The organism is Rudaea sp. (assembly GCF_057139185.1).
On the sequence record NZ_DBNHDN010000035.1, the window covers coordinates 1 to 17675 of the forward strand.

A 17675-nucleotide genomic window follows, 5' to 3' on the forward strand; every position below is an offset into this window, starting at 1 on the left:
CGCGCCGCGTCTGTTTCTTCTTCACCGCAAAACTCAGACTGGCAAAGCTCGCCTGCTTCATCGATATTCCTCGATCATGCGATGGCGCTATCTTGCCTCAACTTGAGGGGAATAGATCAGAGAATCCTTAGCATCTTGCGAGCGCTGGTGAGCCGACGGAAGTTTTAGCCTGCGAAAATGCAGCGCCGCTCGGCCGGTAACGAGCGGCATGGGATCGCTAAATCGCTATGAAGAGATGCGAAGGTATCCTCCCTCACTACCTACCGTTGCGGCATCGGCATGCTGTGGTCGGCCCCGGATTTGCAACCAAACCAGTGCGGGTTGGAGATAGCATCAAAGATATCGGAGGCGACAGCTGCGGCGACCGCGACAGCTGCGGGGTCACATGCTCCCTCGGCCCTGCATTGGTCGATCAATACATCGATACGACTATCTCCCAATATTCCGGCCGCCTCCAAGGCTCCCAACTTCTGGTTTTGGTATGCGACAGCGTCGACCGTTTGTGACATTTCTTGATCACGCGTCTTCAGAAAAAACCGGAACGGACTATTGTTTTTCAACATCTGTACATCAAGTGCCATGATGTCTAGTACTCGACTGTGGCCAGCGCCGGTGTTGAAATCTTCCCTGGCACCACCCGCTGCGATGAAGGCATCGCGTTGGGTGATGTATTCGTCGACCAAGCGGTCATATAGCAACATCGTGGCCTTGTCGTTGCCCTGGTCGGAGAGTTGACGCAGGGCTTCGTCGCTCATGCCGGCAGCGGCGACGAGATCGTCCGGCAAGACGTAACCGTGACGCTGCATCCATTGAATCTGCTCCGGGCTGCGAACTTGATAAACGCCGGCATACTTGCGCGAGAAGGCGCGAATACTGGCCGCTTGCTGTTCCGGATACAGCGCCAGCCAATCATCAAGGCTGTTCACTTTGTTGACGGCCACGGTAATGCCTGGGAACGAAGGTGGCCCGTTGGACGTGCGACCACCGTCCCCCGGCGGAGCGGCGGGACGGCCACGGATAGCTGATGCATGCGTTGCCTGCTCTGCGCCATTGCCGTTGGTCGCCGTAGACCTGGGGGCGGGCGGAGGCGGTGGTGAGGCGGTTTGATAATGCCATAGCACGCCAACACACGTCATGACTGTCAAACCCAGCAAAACTGCCATTCGTTTGGAATTCATGCCCGATCCGTCACGCGGTGCAATGATTTTTCTTGTCGTTGTAGGCTCTGCCTAGTTGGTTGCAAGCCACATCCCGCTGATCGGAATCATAAGCATTCGTTCCGAAAGTAGCGACTCCATTGTAGTAAGTCGTGGCAAATGAATGGCATGTGGCATATGTGTCGCTATTGTCTGCATTTTCGCAAACCCTATACATTTCGTTCCGGAAAGCGAGATCGCAAGAGTTTCTTGGATTGTTTGCGGTGGTGTAACACGCATCATGAGCACCACAGGCGGCCGCGAAGCTCAGGTTGGGATAGCCTTTGACAGGTCTGTCGAAGTTATGGGAATACTCCCCAAGGTGAATTAAGTTCTGCGACATCGAAGCAAATGCGGTTGAGATGGGGCCAGCGCCACAACCGTTGGCGGCATATGCTGCTCCCAGCGAGCCTCCCGGATAGGCGGTGAATCCCGGAATGGCGGGGTAGGCCGTCAAATTACAATTGATGGCTGCGGCCTTCTTCTTTACGCTACTGCAGAAGAAATCGCGTGCGTCTTGTTCTCGACTGTCATTGCAATAACCGTCAGATTTCTGATGATCGCAATCGTGTCCTCCTGAACCCGAAACGAGGTCTAGAAATCGACCAGATGAGGAAATTGGGACATAGAAGGAATATCCCCTCACCTTGATTACTTCAAAGGATGTGGTTGATTGTGCGTGCGAATTGCTGGCGAACGCGACAAGTGAGAATAAAACGAAGGCGACAAATGGGGCCATACTGAGCACGATACCCTCCATGAATCGGACGGAAACTGACGCAGACATTAGACCCTTCCCCCGCCTCAAACGAGAGAATTTCCTGCGTTGATAGGTAGGATTTTTCTTACACGATGTGTAAGAAAGTCGCTTAGGGAACATCTGAACAAAACGCTTTCGGCGTGAGTGCGACAACACGGTGCAATCAGTGCTTCCAGCACCACGGCACCACCTGTTCCATCTCCGCCAGAAACACCTCGCGCCGCGTCTTTTTCTTCTTCACCGCAAAACTCAGACTGGCAAAGCTCGGCTGCTTCATCGATATTCCTCGATCATGCGATGGCGCTATCTTGCCTCAACTTGAGGGGAATAGATCAGAGAATCCTTAGGATGGGGTGGTGGCTGGGGACTGGCGTGGCGAACACGATGCATGTGGTAAAGTGAGACTTCTTCATGGAACCTTCTCGGGAAGGTATACGAGAAAATTCCACTTCTGCGTCAGCGAAATGGCGGGGGATTACCCGGCGAGCAGCGTTTCGACGACAGCATCGGCACTGGTTGCGATGGGATCGAAGACGACGAGGCCGGTTTCTTCGCGGGTCGCGGCAAACGCGCGTTCGCGTTCGGTTTCGCTCATGCCGAACGTGTTGAGCGCGACGGCGACGCAGCGCGCGGCGCGATTGGTGAGACGCGCAGCCCGCTCGTTCGCGGCGATGCATTCGGCGAGCGTCGGCAGCGGATAGTCGGGGTAGCCATCGATGTGCGTGCGCCGCGTGTCGTGGCAGAGCACGAGCGCATCCGGCTGCGAACCATGCAACAGGGCAAGGCTGACGCCGGCGTAGGCCGGATGGAACAGCGAGCCCTGGCCTTCGATCACGTCCCAATGGTCGGGCGCGTTGTCGGGCGACAGCGATTCCGCGGCGCCCGCGGCGAAATCGGAGACGACCGCGTCGATGGCGACGCCGCCGCCGGCGATGAGGATGCCGGTCTGGCCGGTCGCGCGGAAATCGGCGGCGATGCCGCGCGTGGCGAATGCGCGATGGATCGCGAGCGCGGCATACTTCTTGCCGACCGCGCAGTCGACGCCGACCGTCAACAGCCGGTATCCGCTGCGCTTGCGTCCGGAGGCAACATCGAAGCGCCTGTCGGCGTGACGCACATCGAACAATTGGACGCCCGCCTCGTGCGCGGCGGCGACGATCGCAGCGTTGTCGCGCAGGCGCATGTGCATGCCGCTGGCGATGTTCAGGCCGGCGCGAATCGCGGCGAGGAGGGTGTCGATCCACGCCGCGTCGAGTACGCCGCCGAACGCCGCCACGCCGACCACCAGCGTGTGCGCGCCGGCGGCCGCTGCTGCCGAAGGGCTCATGTCCGGCAGGCCGAGGTCGACCGTGTTCGCATCGAGCCGGCATTGTCCGGCGCACAGTTCGGGGCGCCAGTCGAGGATGCCGCTCGCGGTCTTCGCATCGAGCCGATGCGGGGTGTCGCCGAGGAAAAGCAGGTAGGGGCCGGGAATCTGCATGTCAGCGCGCCCCCTGGCGGCGCAGCACCTGGCCCGGATGGGCGCCGCTTGCCTTGCCGTCGGCAAAGACCGTGGTGCCATTGACCCAGACGCGTGCGATACCGACGGACTGCTCGTGCGGACTGGTGTAGGTCGCGCGGTCGGACACCGTTTGCGGATCGAACAGGACCAGGTCCGCCGCTGCGCCGACCCGGATCTCGCCGCGACCGCGCAAGCCCACGTGGCTTGCCGCGAGCGAAGTCATTTTTTGCACGGCCTGTTCGAGGGTCAGCAATTTCTTTTCGCGCACGTATACGCGCAGTACGCGCGGAAACGTGCCGATGCCGCGTGGATGCATACCGTCGAGGGTGCCGTCGGAGCAGATGTTCGCGTAGGGCCAGGCGACCAGTTTGGCGATGTCGCGCTCGTCCATGCTGCGGCTGACGACCTGGGCCCTCGTGTTGGCGGCTTCCGACTCGCGGATCAACGCCATGACCGTGGATGGCTCGTCGGTGTTGCGCAAACGCGCCACGTCGGCAACGGTTTTCCCGACCAGGCTCGGTTCCGGGTCGAACTCCGAAAGGCGCAGGCCGTCGGCCGGAGCGAGGTGGCCAAGCACGAATTCGGCGGTGGCGCGGTTTTCGAAATCGCGCTCGGGCCAGAGCACGATCAGCTCGCTGTGCCAACTGTCGTAGGGATAGACATCGAGCGTCGCGTCGATGCCGTCGGCGCGCGCCTTGTCGAGCATGCCGAGAAAGCGGCCGGCCTGGCCCCACCAGTCGGTCATCGCCAGCTTCGCGTGGCTGACCTGCACCGGAATCTTCGCCTCGCGGCCGATCGTCAGCAACTCGTCGAGCGCGTCCCAGACCTTGCGGTCTTCGCTGCGCATGTGACTGATGTAGCGGCCTCCGTAGGGGGCGACTGCGCGCGCGAGAGCGAGGACTTCGGCGCGTTCGGAGTAGAGACCCGGATCGTATTCGAGACCGGTCGACAGGCCCAACGCGCCCGCTTTCATGTCGGCGACGAGCAGGCGGCGCATCGCTTCGATCTGCGCCGCCGTCGCCGCGTGCTTGAAGTCGGCGCCCATGACTTTCTCGCGCAGCGTGTTGTGGCCCGAGTACGAGGCGAGGTTGATCGCCGCCGGCGTGGTGTCGTACTGGTGGAATAGTTTGGTGAGTGGAAGTTCGGAAAAACCATCCTGGCCGATGACGATCGTGGTGACGCCCTGGCTCACCACCGGCAACGCGTCGAGATGGGCTTCCAGACCGCGGTTGTGGTGGCTGTGCGTATCGATGAAGCCCGGCGCGAGCACGAGACCACGCGCATCGACGACCTGCTCGCCCTGCTTCGGCGCAAGCTCGCCGATCGCCGCGATTCGATTGCCGGCGACGCGTACGTCGACGCGTCGCGCTGGTGCGCCGGTGCCATCGACGACGCTGGCATTGCGCACGACGAAGTCGGCGGCCGCAACCTGCTGTGCGGCCGGGAGCACGGACAACATCAGCAGAATCAGGTTTCGGGTCATGCTGGAAGCAATGCTCCGCAAGGGAAATTCGTGCAGGTGGCGCATGTGGTTCAGCCCCATAGTTCCGCGACTGGCGGCGCGACGATGCCGTGTTCGTAATGCAGGCCCGGCTCGCGATCGCGGCCGATCAACAGCGGGCCGTCGAGATCGGCGAAGCGCGCGAAACCTGCGATCAGCATCGCCGGCGCCATGCCCAGCGAAGTGCCTTCCATGCAGCCGACCATGAGCCCGAAGTCGAGTTCGCGCGCGCGCGCGACCATGCGCAGCGCTTCGGTCAGACCACCGGTCTTGTCGAGCTTCACGTTGACGAAGTCGTAGCGTCCGCGCAGCGCGTCGAGATCGGCGCCGACGTGCGCGGACTCGTCGGCGCAGATCGGCACGAGGTGATCGATCCGGGCGAGTGCGGTGTCCTCGCCGACCGGCAAGGGTTGTTCGACCAGTGCGACGCGGGCCGCATGCAGGGCGGGCATGACGACGTACAGCAACGCCGCGTCCCAGGACTCGTTCGCATCGACGATGAGCGTTGCCGCGGGCGCGGCCGCGCGCACGGCATCGACCCGCGCGACGATGTCGGTCGCGTCGAGTTTGAGTTTGATCAAGGCATGCGCGCCGTCGGCGGCGACGATGGCGCGCGCCTTGCCGGTCTGCGTCGCGGCATCGGCTACGCTGATCGTCTGCGCGGTACGCAGCGGGTGCGGCGCGGGAATGCCGGCCAGCTCCCAGACGCGCCGGTTCGCCTGCTTCGCGCGCAGGTCCCATACAGCGCAGTCGACCGCGTTGCGTGCTGCGCCTGCCGCGGCGCCATCGTGGATGCGTTCCCAGGCTTCACCGGCGGCTAGCCGGGCGACAAGCTGGCGGATGTCAGCCATCACGCCGTCCACGCTCTCGCCATAGAACGCCGTCGGCGTGCATTCGCCGCGGCCGATGGCGCCAGCGTGGGTCAGCGTCACTACGACGACGTCGGCGTGCAGGTAGGTCTCGCGCGCGATGACGAACGGCGTGGCGAGTTCCCAGCGCTCATGGCGGATGTCGGCGTGCATGCGGTTCGTATCTGGACAGAAATGACATTTTTATGCCATAAGTTACATCATGAAAGAAACTTGTCAATCCGGCGGCGACGCGGAATCCGGCCTTGAGCGCACGCTCGGGCCGCTCCAGCTCACCCTGATCGGCGTCGGTTGTGTCATCGGCGCCGGCATCTTCGTCATGACCGGCAGCGCGGCGGCGACGCATGCCGGACCGGCGGTCGTTCTGTCGTTCGTCGTTGCCGCGATCGCCTGCGGATTCACCGCGTTCTGTTATGCCGAGCTTGCCGCGACGTTGCCGCTTTCGGGGTCGAGTTATTCGTACGCGCTGCTTACGTTCGGCCGCTTTGCCGCATGGTGCGCGGGCTGGCTGCTGCTGCTCGAGTACGGCATCGCCGCGGCGACGGTTGCGGTCGGCTTCGCCGGGTATGCGGTGGCCTTGCTCGATCAGCTCGGTGTGCATCTGCCCGCATCGATCACCACGCCGGTGCTCGATTTCCGCCCGCACGGAGATACAAGCCGGTTGGCGTTCGGTGGTGGCATCAATCTCGTTGCCGGTGGCGCGATTCTGGCGATGACCGCCGTCCTGATGCGTGGCGTGACCCAGTCGTTCGCTTTCAACACCGCGATCGTCTTGCTCAAGATCGTGGCGCTCGTGGCCTTCGTGCTGGCCGGCATTGCCTTCGTCGATCCGGCCAACCTCAGGCCATTCGTGCCGCCGGCGCGGGACAATTTCGAATTCGGCTGGCCCGGCGTACTGCGCGGCGCGTCGGCGATTTTCTTCGCCTACGTCGGTTTCGAAACCGTATCGACGAGTGCGGCCGAAGCGCGCAATCCGCAGCGCGACCTGCCGATCGGCATTTTCATGACGCTGCTGATCTGCACCGCGCTGTACATGGCCGTCGCGCTGGTTATGACCGGCATCGTGCCTTATGCCAAGCTCGGCGTTGCCGATCCGATTGCCGTCGCCGTGGACACGATGCAGCTGCCGATGTTCGGCTTCGCGATCAAGTCCGCGGCCGTGATCGGCCTGCTCTCGGTGCTGCTGACCTCGATCTACGGCCAGAGCCGCATTTTCTATGCGATGGCGCGCGACCGCATGCTGCCGCCGCTGTTCGCACGCATCGACACGAAGACGCGCACGCCGCTTGCCGGCACGGTCTGGACTGGCCTGGCCATGGCGCTGCTTGCGGCCTGCCTGCCGATCAGCGTGCTCGGCGATCTCATCAGTCTCGGTACTGCGGTCGCATTCGCGATCGTCTGCGCGGCGGTGATGCGCCTGCGCGCGGTGGAGCCCGATCGACCGCGCTCGTTCCGCGTGCCGCTCGGCGGCTGGCACGTACGCGGCTGGTGGATCGGCATCATCCCCGTGCTGGGGATCCTGTTCGCCGCATTGATGGGATTGCCGCTGCTGATCGACATGGCGCTGCGCGCGGCGCGCGGCGACGGGCTGCCACTCGCCATCGTCGGTGGCTACTTCGTGATCGGTCTGGCGATCTACTTCGGATACGCCAGGAATCGTTGAGCCCAAGCTTGTACGATCAACTGGCAATCCTCAGATGAAAAGATCGGACCACGAAGAACACGAAGCAAGAGAAACCGTGATTCGGAGCCTTTCTTCGCGTGCTTCGTGGTCCCGGCTCTTCTGCTTTGTGCGACTGGTCGTCTAAGCGTGATTGCATCGACACCGCATCGTGCCGCAGTGACGCCTCAGCCCTTGCCCGGTGCGCGCTTCTGGTTTCGTGCGGGCTTGCCGACGTGGCCGACGAAGTCCTGATAGAGGGCGGAGACGCGGCCGAGGCGTTGCTCCACGCGATCACCCAGCGCGAGCACCACGCCATTGACCAGCAATGCCAATGCCGCAAGAACGGGAACCGTGGTGCCCCAGAAGATTCCGCTTTCGGTCGGCAGTGCAAGCACATGCGAGGTGTACTCGCCGGCCCAATGGCAATACTTGTCGGTGACCATCACGAGCGGCAGTCCGCGCTGCCGGCAATGCTCGGCGAGCAGCCTTGCCTGGCGCGAGTAGCGACGCGTTTCCACGATCACGACGCAATCCTTGTCCGTGCCATCGATCAGTATCTCGGCGAAGTTTCCCGCCGCGAGATCGGCCACGCGCACGCCCGGGCGCACGTACTGCAGCAGGTGGGCGAAGTGCGCGGCGAGGCCTCTTTCGGTCTGGAATCCGACGACGTGCAAGGCCGGGCAATGCGCGAGGTGGTCGATCACGCGCTGCCATTCACGGGTTTCGGCAAGGCGGTAGACTTCGATCAGCCCGGCGATGGTCAGGTCGAGATCGCGTTGCAGCGCGGGCTCGCCGCTGCCCGCCTGGAGCATCGAGCGCAGCCCTTCGCCGATGGGCCATGGCGCAACAGCCACGTCGAACTTGAAAGCCGCCTTGAGTTCGCGGAAGTTCCGGTATCCAAGTCGCCGGCAGAATCGCCCGACGGTCGCGGCGCTGATCGCGAGCTTGGCCGCGAGCGAGTTCGCGGTTTCGAACGGCACCGTCTGGCGATTGGTGAGAAGAAAGTTCGCGATGACCCGTTCCGATGCGGTCATCTCGTTCGTCCGCGTGCGCAGTTGGGCAAACAGGCGCCGATCGGCACGGGCTTGTTTTGGCGGCATCGGCGATCTCTCCCTCGGCTTCGCAATCTCGGTTCCGCGGGAGAGTATGCCTCCTGTCCGTGCTCGGCGCATGGTATGCCTTGCCCATGGGCTGGTGCGCCAAAAAAAAAGCAACGCCGTCGCGGCGTTGCTCGATGCGAATGGTCGCAGCTGGCAGCTCCGGCCGTTCGGGCCGGAGCAGCGGGCGACGCATCAGCCGTCGTTGTGACCGAACTTCACGTTGAGGTCGAGGAACAGCGCACGGCCCATCGGGCTGAACCAGCGCCGCGTGTAGTACGGATAGCTCGTCCAGGTGCTGTCGCGCCCGGGTTTGGAGTCCATCAGGTTGTCGATGGTGACGCCGAGGTTGACGTTCTTCGCCAGGCGGTAACCGAACGACGCGTTGTACATCATCGTCGGGCCAAGGCGCTGGGTACCGTCGTAGTTGGGGAGACCGCCGAGGCGCGCGCCGTACAGTGTCGTGGTGAAGTCGCCATAGCTCCAGGTCACCGAGTAGTTCGCCTTGCTGCGCGGAATCACGTAGTCGTAGTAGTCGGACAGCTCGTTGACGAACGGGTCGCCCGCATAGTTCTGGATGCGGTTGGTCACGACATAGGTGCCGCCAAGCTTGAAATCGAAGTTGCCGAGGCGGTCGGTTTCCCAGAGGTAGTGGATGTTGAAGTCGACGCCCGAGGTACGGTGCGTGGCCGCGTTGATCGGCAACACCAGCACCGAGGTGATGTTGTTCGCCGAATTGCGGAACACCTGATTGACGGCGGCCTGGCACAGTCCCGAGTTGATGTCGAGTTTGCCGGTGCGGCACTGGCCTTCCCAGCGCAGGATCTGGTCGCTGTCCTGATATTGGACTTCGTCGGTCAGCTTGATGATGTAGTAGTCGGCCTGGATGTCGAGGTTGTTGATCGGCGAGAACACGAAGCCGTAACTGATCGACTTGCTGGTCTCGTTGTTGAGGTTGATGCTGCCATGGCTGCGGCCGTTGAACGGAACACTACCCCAGTCGCAGTCGCTGATGTCGAGGTCCGGCTCCTCGGTCGCGCAGCGATAGTAGTCGGTACCGCTCGAGCTCGAACCGCTCGGCCCGGCATACAGGTACGACAGATCCGGCGCGCGGAAGCCGGTGGAATAGGAACCGCGCAGCAGCAACGATTCGATCGGGCGATATTCGAGGCCCAGTGCGTAGGTGAACTTGCTTGCCGCGTTGCTGCTGTACGAGTAGCGATCGTAACGACCAGCTGCTGTTGCGGTCAGTTGCGAGAAGATCGGCACGCTGAACTCGAAACCGGCGCCGGAGTGGCTGCGCGAGCCGACGGCCACGGTGTTGTGCAGCCCGAAATAGCTGCCGTCGAGCGAAAGCGGATCGGGCTTCAGGCCGAAGTACTGGTTGCCGAACTCGGCCGTGGCGGCGAAGCCGACCGGGCCGGCCGGCAACGAAAACAGATCGGTGTTGCTGACCTTGGCCGAATAGGTTTCGGCGCGGCTCTTGTCGTGATCGATCGAGTCCTGCGTGATCGAGGCGAACTGGTCGGGGGTCAGCGGCGTGTAGAACCGGCTGTGCGGTGCGTTGTACATCAGGTACCCCGAATCCGGATCCACGCCGAGGGCTGGGCCGAGATAGAACATCTGCGCCTTGGCGGCAAGCAGCGCCGGCCACTTGGCCTTGAGCTTGTTCTGCGCGTGGCTGAACAAGGCTTCGTAGTTCCAGCTATCGCCGAACGTGCCCTTGATACCGGTGTTGAGCGAGTAGGTGTTGTTGATGTTGCGGATCATGGCGCGCTTGAGGCCACCGTTCTCCTCGTAGGTGAAGTACTGGCGCTGCCACTGTTCGACCTGGTCGGTTGCGGTGTTGTAGAACGGTGTCGGCGAGGCGTCGCCGTTGATCGGATAGCTGTTCTGCCACTTCAACTGCGTGTTGTAGGTCTCCTGGTGCGAGGTGCTGTACTGCAGATCGGCGAACAGCTCCATCTGCTCAGTCAGGTGATAGGTGGCTGAACCGTAGAAATTGGCCGCGCGCCGGGCGTTCTGCATGGTGCCGTAGCGCACGTCGGCCAGGCTGCCGCAGTACCAGCCATAGCTGCGGCGTTTCAGATATTGCACGGTGCCTTGATTGAGGTAGGACAAGGCATCGCACTGCGCCTTGCCCGGGTCGATGTAGTTGTCGTCTCCGTCAAGAATGGCGAAGGTGGGCGCGGCGACCCGGGTGGGGCTCGTGGTCCAGCGCGGGTCGTTGGTGCGCGAGGACAGGTAGTCGCGTTGATAGGCCCACAGCGGGTCCTGGTTGTAGATTTCCACGCCGAATACGGCATCGAATTTGTCGTGCGAGAAACCGCTGGTCAGCGTGAAGCGCTGCGAGGCCGCGCCGCCGTGCTGGGTGTCGCCCATGCGGTAATCGAGCGTGGTGCCATCGGCCTTCTTCTTCATGATGAAGTTGATCACGCCCGAAATCGCATCCGAGCCGTAGATCGCCGAGGCGCTGCCGGTGAGGATCTCGACGCGATCGATCATCGAGGCCGGAATGCTCGAAATGTCGGTGAAGTTGCTGTCGCCGTTGTACGACTGCGGGTAATCGGCGATGCGCCGGCCATTGATAAGAATGAGGGTGTGATTGGGGCCGAGGCCGCGCAGATCGACCGCCTGCGCGCCGTTCGAGAAACCATTGGTAACCTGGTTGTTGTCGAGCGCGCCGAGGTTCTGGTTCAGCGAGGTCATGATGTCCGCCGTCGTGGCGAAGCCGCGCTCGGTGATGTCCTTGGCACTGATGATGGTGATCGGTGCCGGGCCTTCGACCTGCGCACGCGGGATGTTCGACCCGGTGACGACGACTTTTTCGAGCTGCGTCGTCTGCGGCGCGGTCGAGGCGTTCTCCTGCGCCTGCGCGTCGCTGATGACGAACGGAAGAGCCGCCGCGATGAGCAGCGAGAGAGCTGTGTGCTTCAAAACCCCGTGACGATCCATGAACATCCCCATAGCTGACGGCGAAACTGCCGGGTCAGGGCCATGACGGTTCAGTGAAGGATTTTTGAAATGGAGCTTCTGCGCGTCATTCCTGCGAAAGGGGAATGACGCGCCTTTGCCCCTCGCCCCGTGAACAGCAAAAGCCAGGTCGCTGGATTTCCGTCAGAAGCACGCGGGAATGACAGACTGGAGGCGGGTTTCAGTCGAGCCCGCCGAAGTGGTGGTCCACTTCGAGCAGGATCTGCCGGCCGAGCGGGCTGTACCAGCGGTTCGGATAGTACGGATAGCGTGACCAGTCGCCGCTGCGCCGCGGTGGGGAATCGAACAGGTTGTCGGCGAGCAGGGTGAATGTCGTCGCGGCGTTGTAACGCCAGTTGAGCGAGGCATTGTAGACGAAGGTAGGGCTGAGGCGCCGGGTTCCGGCCCAATCGGGCAGGCCGCCGAGGCGATAGCCGTACAGCGTTGCGGTGAACCTGCCGCGCGTCCAGCTCGCCGAATAACTGGCCTTGTCGCGCGGGATGACGAAGTTGTAGAGGTCGTGCAACTCATCGACCGGCGCGTCGCCCGGGAATTGCCGCAGTGTGTGTGTGGCAACGTAGGTATAGGCAAGGTCGAAATCGAAGCGGTCGGCGCGGTCGGTCTCGATGCGATAGTGCGCTTTCAGGTCTATGCCCGAGGTGCGGTCGGCGGCGGCGTTGATCGGCAGAACGAGTACCGAGGTGATCTGTTCCGGGCTTGTGTGGTCGTTAGCCGGATGACGCGCGACCTGGGCGAGCACCTGCCGGCACAGCGTGGAGCCCGGGTCGAGACCGCCGAGCCGGCACTGCGCCTCTTCGCGCAGGATCAGGTCGCTGGATTCATATAGTACTTCGTGCCTGAGCAGGATGCGGTAGTAGTCGGCGCTGAGGTCGACGCCACGCCACGGTGACCAGACGAACCCCCAGGTGAGCGAGGTGCTCGTTTCGTTGCGCAGGTCCGTGCTGCCGTGGCCGCGTCCGTTGAAGGAGACATAGTTGTAGCTGCATGAGCCCAGCGGAACAGAGGGTTCGAGCTTGCGGCAGAGATAGTAGTCGATGCCCGATGAACTCGACCCGCTGTCGCCGGCAAACAGGTACGCAAGATCGGGCGCGCGAAAGCCGCTGCTCACCGAACCACGCAGCAGCAGTTGTTCGACCGGACGGTACTCGATACCGAGCGACCAGGTGAATCGCCCCGACGAGGTCGAGGCGTAGTCGTAGCGGTCGTAGCGTGCGGCGGTGCTCAGGTCCAGCCCGTGCAGCAGCGGAAGTTTGAACTCCGCGCCCAGGCCAGCGTGGTCGCGCGAACCGACCGCGCCGGTGTTGTGCAGGCCGTAGTAGCTGCCGTCGAGCGAGAGCGGGTCGGGCTCGAGTCCATAGTACTGGTTGCCGTATTCGACGACAGCGGCGAAGCCGGCCGGCCCGGCGGGGAGCCGCAGCACCTCGGGATTGGTCAGCGTCGCGCTGAAGTTTTCCGCGCGCGAAAAATCGCGGTCGATCGAATCGCGCGTGATCGAGCGGAATTGCGCGACGGTCAGCGGCGTGTACAGGCGGCTGATCGGCGCATCGTATACGCGATAGCCGCTGGCCGGATCGATGCCGAGTGCGGGACCGAGGTAGAACGCCTGCGCCGCGGCCGCGACCAGAACGGGCCATTTGCTTTCGAGGCGATTCTGTGCGTGGCCGAACAGCATTTCGAAGGACCAGTCCGTGTTCGGCAACGATCCCTTCAACCCGGTGTTGATCGAATAGCTGTTGCCGATGTTGCGGATCTTGCCTGCCTCGAAGCCGCCGTTCTCTTCGATCGTGAAATAGCGCCGCTGCCATTGTTCGATCTGGCCGCTGGCGAGGTTGTAGAACGGCACCGGGGCCGCATCGCCGTTGAGCGGTTCGCTGTTCTGCCATTGCAGTGGCGTGTTGTAGCTTTCCTGATGTGAGGTGCCGGCGAGCAGATCGACGAAGAAATCGAGGTCCGGGCGCAGGTGCCAGCTCGCCGAGGCGAACAGGTTGGCCATCCTGCGGCCGTTCACCAGCGTGCCGTAGCCGACATCCTCGTTGCTGCCGCAGTAGTAGCCGACGTTGTTGCGATAGGCGCGGAACACCGAACCGTTGTCGAGCGAGGACAGCGCCGCGCACGTCGCCGCTCCCGGGTCGATGTAGTTGCCGCGTTCGTCGATGCGCGCGAACACCGGCGAGGCGAAGGATGGTAGCGGCGAGTCGAGGCGCGAGTCGGCGTAGTCGCGCTGGAATCCCCACAGCGGCGCCTGGTGGTAGATCTCCACGCCCAGCACCGCATCGAAGCGTTCGCCCGTCCAGCCGCTGCTGAACTGCAGGCGATGGGTTTCTGCGCCGCCGTGTTGCGTGCCGCCGACGCGCAGGCTCAGGGTGGTGGCGTCGGCCTTCTGCCTGAGGATGAAATTGATCACGCCGGAGATCGCATCCGAGCCGTACACCGCCGATGCGCTGCCGGACAGGATCTCGACCCGCTCGATCAGCGACACCGGGATGTTCGAGATGTCGGTGAAATTGCTGTTGCCGAGATACGATTGCGGGTAGTCGGCGATGCGGCGACCGTTGATCAGCACAAGCGTGTGGTTGGGGCCGAGGCTGCGCAGATCGACGCCGATCGCGCCAGGGGAAAAACCGTTGGTATTCGAGTTGTTGTCGACCGAGCCGAGATTCTGGGTCAGCGCAGTCATGATCTCGTAGGCCGAGCCGAATCCGTTGTTGCGGATCTCCTCGGCGGTGATCGTGACGATGGGCGCCGGCCCCTCGACTTGCGCGCGTGGAATGCGCGAACCGGTGACGGTGACCGCGTGCAGTTGCAGCGCCGCCGCGGCCGTCGCCGGTGGCGGTGAAATGCCGTTCTGCGTCGTTGCGGCGGCGGCCGGGCGCGGTGTGACCACCGCGGTTCCCGCCGTAGTGAACTCCGGCGTGAAGCCGGTGCCTTCGAGCAGCCGCCCGAGTGCGCCCGCGACCGGCAAGCGGCCGCTCACCCCCGGCGACTGCGCGGCACCGATGTCCGCGCCCGAAGTGAGCACCTGCACACCGGCCTGCCGGGAATATTCGATCAGCGCACTTGCCAGCGGCTGCGGCGGGATTGAGAACTCGCGCGCATCCGGCGTTTGCTGCGCGCGGAGCACGCTGGCGGCGAACAGGACGACGGCGACGGTGAGCAGGCGCGGCACGCGTGCATGCAATCGCTCATTTCGACCCGCCATGCGCAACCCCGTCACCGGCGCACACGGCGCCGTACCCAAAGCCTGACGGGTATTTTGACGGATTTCGGATCGCCGCGCCGGTTCAGCGTGTTTCGCGATCGGCGGCCGAGAGGTTCACGTGTTGGCCGTCCGCGTCGACGCGCAGCGGCAGGATCTTGGGCAGCGCTTCGATCCAGCTGTCCAGCGCGGTGGTATCGACCGTGCCGGTGAAGACGAGCGCGCCGAGTTTGGCGTCGACGAGCGTGAGCGGGCGCGTCGAGTAGCGGTTGACGTTGGCGACGACGGAAGCGAGCGGTTCATTGACGAATTCGAGGCGGTGCTCGCGCCAGCTCGCCGCGCGTGCGGGAGGAATCGCACCGACGGTGAGGCCCGAGGCACGCGGATCGAACGAGATCTGCTGCCCGGCGACGGCTTCGAGCGCCTCCGCGGCCGAGAACCGCCCGTTCGCCAGGCCCTCGCTGCTGGTGATGCGCACGCGGCCTTCGGCGACTGCGATCGTGACCCGCTCGCCGGTGCGACGCACGTTGAACGCCGTGCCGACCGCGCGGATCGACACTTCGCCCGCGGCGACGATGAACGGCCTGGTGGTGTCGTGCGCGACCTGGAAAAACGCTTCGCCCGCGTCGAGGTTCACGTCGCGGCGCTCGCGCGTGTAGCGCGTGGTCAGGTGCGTCGCGCCGCCGAGCGCGATCTTCGAGCCGTCGGCCAGCGCGACGTTGCGATCGATCGCGACCGCGGTTGCGAAGCTGCCGGCGTCGGTGGCGCCGGCAAGATGTCTCTGCCACGCCAGCGTGCCGGCTGCCGCGATGGCAACCAGCACTGCGGCGGCGGCCGCATAGCCGAGGACGCGCCACGCGCGCGGGCGCACAGGCGCGAACTCGCGCACGAACTCGCGTCTGGTTTCCGGGTCGAGTGTGCCGAGTTGCGCGCCGAGTTCGCTCACGCGCGCGAATGCGTCGAGCCGGCGCGCGTCGCCGCGGCTCCATTCCAGCCATTGCTCGTCGCTGTGCGCGGCGCGGCGCGGATCGCGCAGGCGCGTCCACCAGTCGGCGGCGACGTGCAATGCCGGATCGATCTTCGGTCCGGTTTTGATCTTGTCCATGTCAGTCGTTCTCCTTCGCATCGACGCGCGCGCGGCAATGGGCCATCGCGCGCGTCACGTGGTAGCGCACCATGCGCTCGGTCAGCTTCATCACGCGCGCGATCGCATCGAAGCCGCGGCCTTCGATCGCGTGCATCACGAAGGCCTGGCTGGTCTTGCGCGGCAGTTCGCGCAGCGCCTCGCGCACGAGACGCAACTGGTCGATCGCCAGCGCGCGGCGCTCGGGCGCGGGCGTGTCCAGCCATTCCGCGAACAGATCCTCTTCCGCGGCGTCGGCGCGCACGTTGCGCTGGCGCAGGCGATCGACGGCGAGATTGGAGGCGATGCGGAACAGGTAGGCGCGCAGGAAGCCTACCTGCTCGGGATTTTCGAGGCGCAGCAGGCGCACGTAGGCTTCCTGTGCGACTTCCTGCGCCTCGGCCATCGAATCGAGCCGGCTTGACAGGAACGAGGTCAGCGCCCGGTTGTGCTCGCGGAACAGGCTGGCGACCTGCGCTGCATGCTCGGCGGCGCCGGCGTCGGATTGACGCAAAGCCGTTTCGCGCTGGAAATCCGCCTGGTTCAAGACCGCTGCCTGCCGTGCCGTGTGGTTGCCAAGACGATTATGCGGCCGCGGATTGAAATTCGGGGGAATTTCAAAATCCGGCGCCGGATTCGTCATGGAACCGTTGCCGCCAACGAGGATGTCCGCCGCATGAACCTACGCACCTTCGCCGCCTGCTTCTCGCTGATCGCCTGCGTTCCGTTCGCGCATGCCGCCGACGGCACTGCCGGGGCAGGGAACTACCGCGACAAGAACTTCGACTATTTCGTCAGCGGCGATCCGGCGAAGCCGCGTGCCGCGCACACCGAGTTCGGCCTGGCGCTGATGGGTGGAGGCGGCAAGCTCGATTCAGCCTACCGCTTCATCGCCACGCATGCGGGCGGAGGTCATATCGTGATCCTGCGTGCCGTGAGCGACGACAGTTACGATCCGACCGACGGCAACTACGGCGAGGCGTTCATGAAGGAGTGGGGGCCGGTCGTCTCGGCGGAGACCATCGTCTTCCATCATCGTGAGGCGTCCGGCGATCCGCGCGTGATCGGCGCGATCAGGAACGCCGACGGCATCTTCCTGGCCGGTGGCGATCAGTCGAACTACATCCGTTACTGGAAGGGCACGCCGGTGCAGGAAGCGCTCAACGCGCACGTCGCCGCGAACCGGCCGATCGGCGGTTCGAGCGCGGGACTGGCGATACTCGGCCACTACAGCTACGGCGCGCTCGACGGTGGCAGCATGGAGTCGAAGGTCGCGCTCGCCGACCCGTTCGACAAGGGCGTGACCCTGGAAGCGGATTTTCTCCACTACCGGTTTCTCGAAGACGTCATCACCGACACGCATTTTTCGCAACGCCATCGCCTCGGCCGGCTGCTCACCTTTCTTGCCAGGCTCGACGAATCGCCTGCGTCGAATCCCGGCAAGGTCTACGGCATCGGCGTCGACGAGAAGACCGCGCTGTTGATCGGCGCCGACGGTATCGGCCGCCTCGCCGCAGGTTCCGCCGGCAGCGCCTGGATCGTGCAGCCGCAAAAGGCGGCCACGGACCTGGCCCCCGGCAAGCCGCTGTCGATCGCCGATGTCCGCCTCGTGCAACTCGGCGCCGCCGGCAGTCTCGACCTGAAAACCCGCGCCGTGAGCAAGCCCGTCGCCGCGGCGACGATCTCGATCCGCGCCGGCAAGCTCGACGCGGAATCGCTGGCTTCGAAAATCTTCACCCGCGACAAACCGTTGCCCGGCGAAGACTGAGTCCTCC

13 protein-coding genes and 1 pseudogene are annotated in these 17675 nt (G+C 63.9%); 3 read left to right on the plus strand and 11 right to left on the minus strand.

Going from position 1 to position 17675, the window contains the following annotated elements; all coding sequences use genetic code 11:
* Nucleotides 1–260: 260 nt before the first annotated feature.
* The 6 genes and pseudogenes from AC16HO_RS12175 to dgcA form a co-directional block, all read right to left on the minus strand.
* Entirely contained in the window at nucleotides 261–941 is a 681-nt protein-coding gene (locus AC16HO_RS12175) for a hypothetical protein (RefSeq protein ID WP_395641681.1), read from the minus strand.
* A 247-nt stretch (nucleotides 942–1188) separates the two neighbouring features.
* On the minus strand, nucleotides 1189–1935 hold the full coding sequence (locus AC16HO_RS12180) for a phospholipase A2 family protein (protein WP_395642149.1): 747 nt from the start codon (nucleotides 1933–1935) through the stop codon (nucleotides 1189–1191).
* A gap of 199 nt (nucleotides 1936–2134) precedes the next feature.
* Nucleotides 2135–2233 (minus strand): annotated as a pseudogene (locus AC16HO_RS12185) (IS5/IS1182 family transposase); the annotation flags it as partial.
* A gap of 198 nt (nucleotides 2234–2431) precedes the next feature.
* A complete protein-coding gene (locus AC16HO_RS12190; RefSeq protein ID WP_395641682.1) occupies nucleotides 2432–3436 on the minus strand; it encodes an N-acetyltransferase DgcN family protein in 1005 nt (334 codons plus the stop codon).
* 1 nt (nucleotide 3437) lies between these two features.
* Nucleotides 3438–4940, minus strand: coding sequence for an N-acyl-D-amino-acid deacylase family protein (locus tag AC16HO_RS12195; RefSeq protein WP_395641683.1), 1503 nt, complete (start codon nucleotides 4938–4940; stop codon nucleotides 3438–3440).
* 50 nt (nucleotides 4941–4990) lie between these two features.
* Complete coding sequence (gene dgcA, locus AC16HO_RS12200; protein ID WP_395641684.1) at nucleotides 4991–5980, minus strand: N-acetyl-D-Glu racemase DgcA; 990 nt, start codon at nucleotides 5978–5980, stop codon at nucleotides 4991–4993.
* Nucleotides 5981–6029: 49 nt separating this feature from the next.
* Here dgcA and AC16HO_RS12205 point away from each other — a divergent pair, with 49 nt between their 5' ends.
* Complete coding sequence (locus AC16HO_RS12205; RefSeq protein WP_395641685.1) at nucleotides 6030–7490, plus strand: APC family permease; 1461 nt, start codon at nucleotides 6030–6032, stop codon at nucleotides 7488–7490.
* A gap of 185 nt (nucleotides 7491–7675) precedes the next feature.
* Here AC16HO_RS12205 and AC16HO_RS12210 read toward each other — a convergent pair whose 3' ends face one another.
* Nucleotides 7676–8524: a MurR/RpiR family transcriptional regulator gene (locus AC16HO_RS12210; RefSeq protein ID WP_484335445.1), complete on the minus strand. Its 849-nt coding sequence runs from the start codon at nucleotides 8522–8524 to the stop codon at nucleotides 7676–7678.
* Between AC16HO_RS12210 and AC16HO_RS12215 the strand changes: the two genes are divergently transcribed.
* Nucleotides 8502–8798, plus strand: a complete 297-nt coding sequence (locus AC16HO_RS12215) for a hypothetical protein (protein WP_484335446.1) — start codon at nucleotides 8502–8504, stop codon at nucleotides 8796–8798. The genes AC16HO_RS12210 and AC16HO_RS12215 overlap by 23 nt on opposite strands.
* Here the strand turns inward: AC16HO_RS12215 and AC16HO_RS12220 are convergent.
* The 4 genes from AC16HO_RS12220 to AC16HO_RS12235 all read right to left on the minus strand — a co-directional run bounded on the left by AC16HO_RS12220 (nucleotide 8783) and on the right by AC16HO_RS12235 (nucleotide 16447).
* Complete coding sequence (locus AC16HO_RS12220; protein WP_395641687.1) at nucleotides 8783–11524, minus strand: TonB-dependent receptor plug domain-containing protein; 2742 nt, start codon at nucleotides 11522–11524, stop codon at nucleotides 8783–8785. The genes AC16HO_RS12215 and AC16HO_RS12220 overlap by 16 nt on opposite strands.
* 217 nt (nucleotides 11525–11741) lie before the next feature.
* Nucleotides 11742–14780: a TonB-dependent receptor domain-containing protein gene (locus AC16HO_RS12225; protein WP_395641688.1), complete on the minus strand. Its 3039-nt coding sequence runs from the start codon at nucleotides 14778–14780 to the stop codon at nucleotides 11742–11744.
* Between the two features lie 82 nt (nucleotides 14781–14862).
* The gene (locus AC16HO_RS12230; RefSeq protein WP_395641689.1) at nucleotides 14863–15882 is read right to left on the minus strand and encodes a FecR family protein; all 1020 of its coding nucleotides are present in this window, start codon (nucleotides 15880–15882) and stop codon (nucleotides 14863–14865) included.
* 1 nt (nucleotide 15883) lies between these two features.
* Nucleotides 15884–16447 (minus strand): RNA polymerase sigma factor, encoded by a 564-nt coding sequence (locus AC16HO_RS12235; protein ID WP_395641690.1) that lies wholly within the window; start codon nucleotides 16445–16447, stop codon nucleotides 15884–15886.
* 129 nt (nucleotides 16448–16576) lie between these two features.
* Here AC16HO_RS12235 and AC16HO_RS12240 point away from each other — a divergent pair, with 129 nt between their 5' ends.
* Nucleotides 16577–17668, plus strand: coding sequence for a cyanophycinase (locus AC16HO_RS12240; protein ID WP_395641691.1), 1092 nt, complete (start codon nucleotides 16577–16579; stop codon nucleotides 17666–17668).
* Nucleotides 17669–17675: the final 7 nt, after the last annotated feature.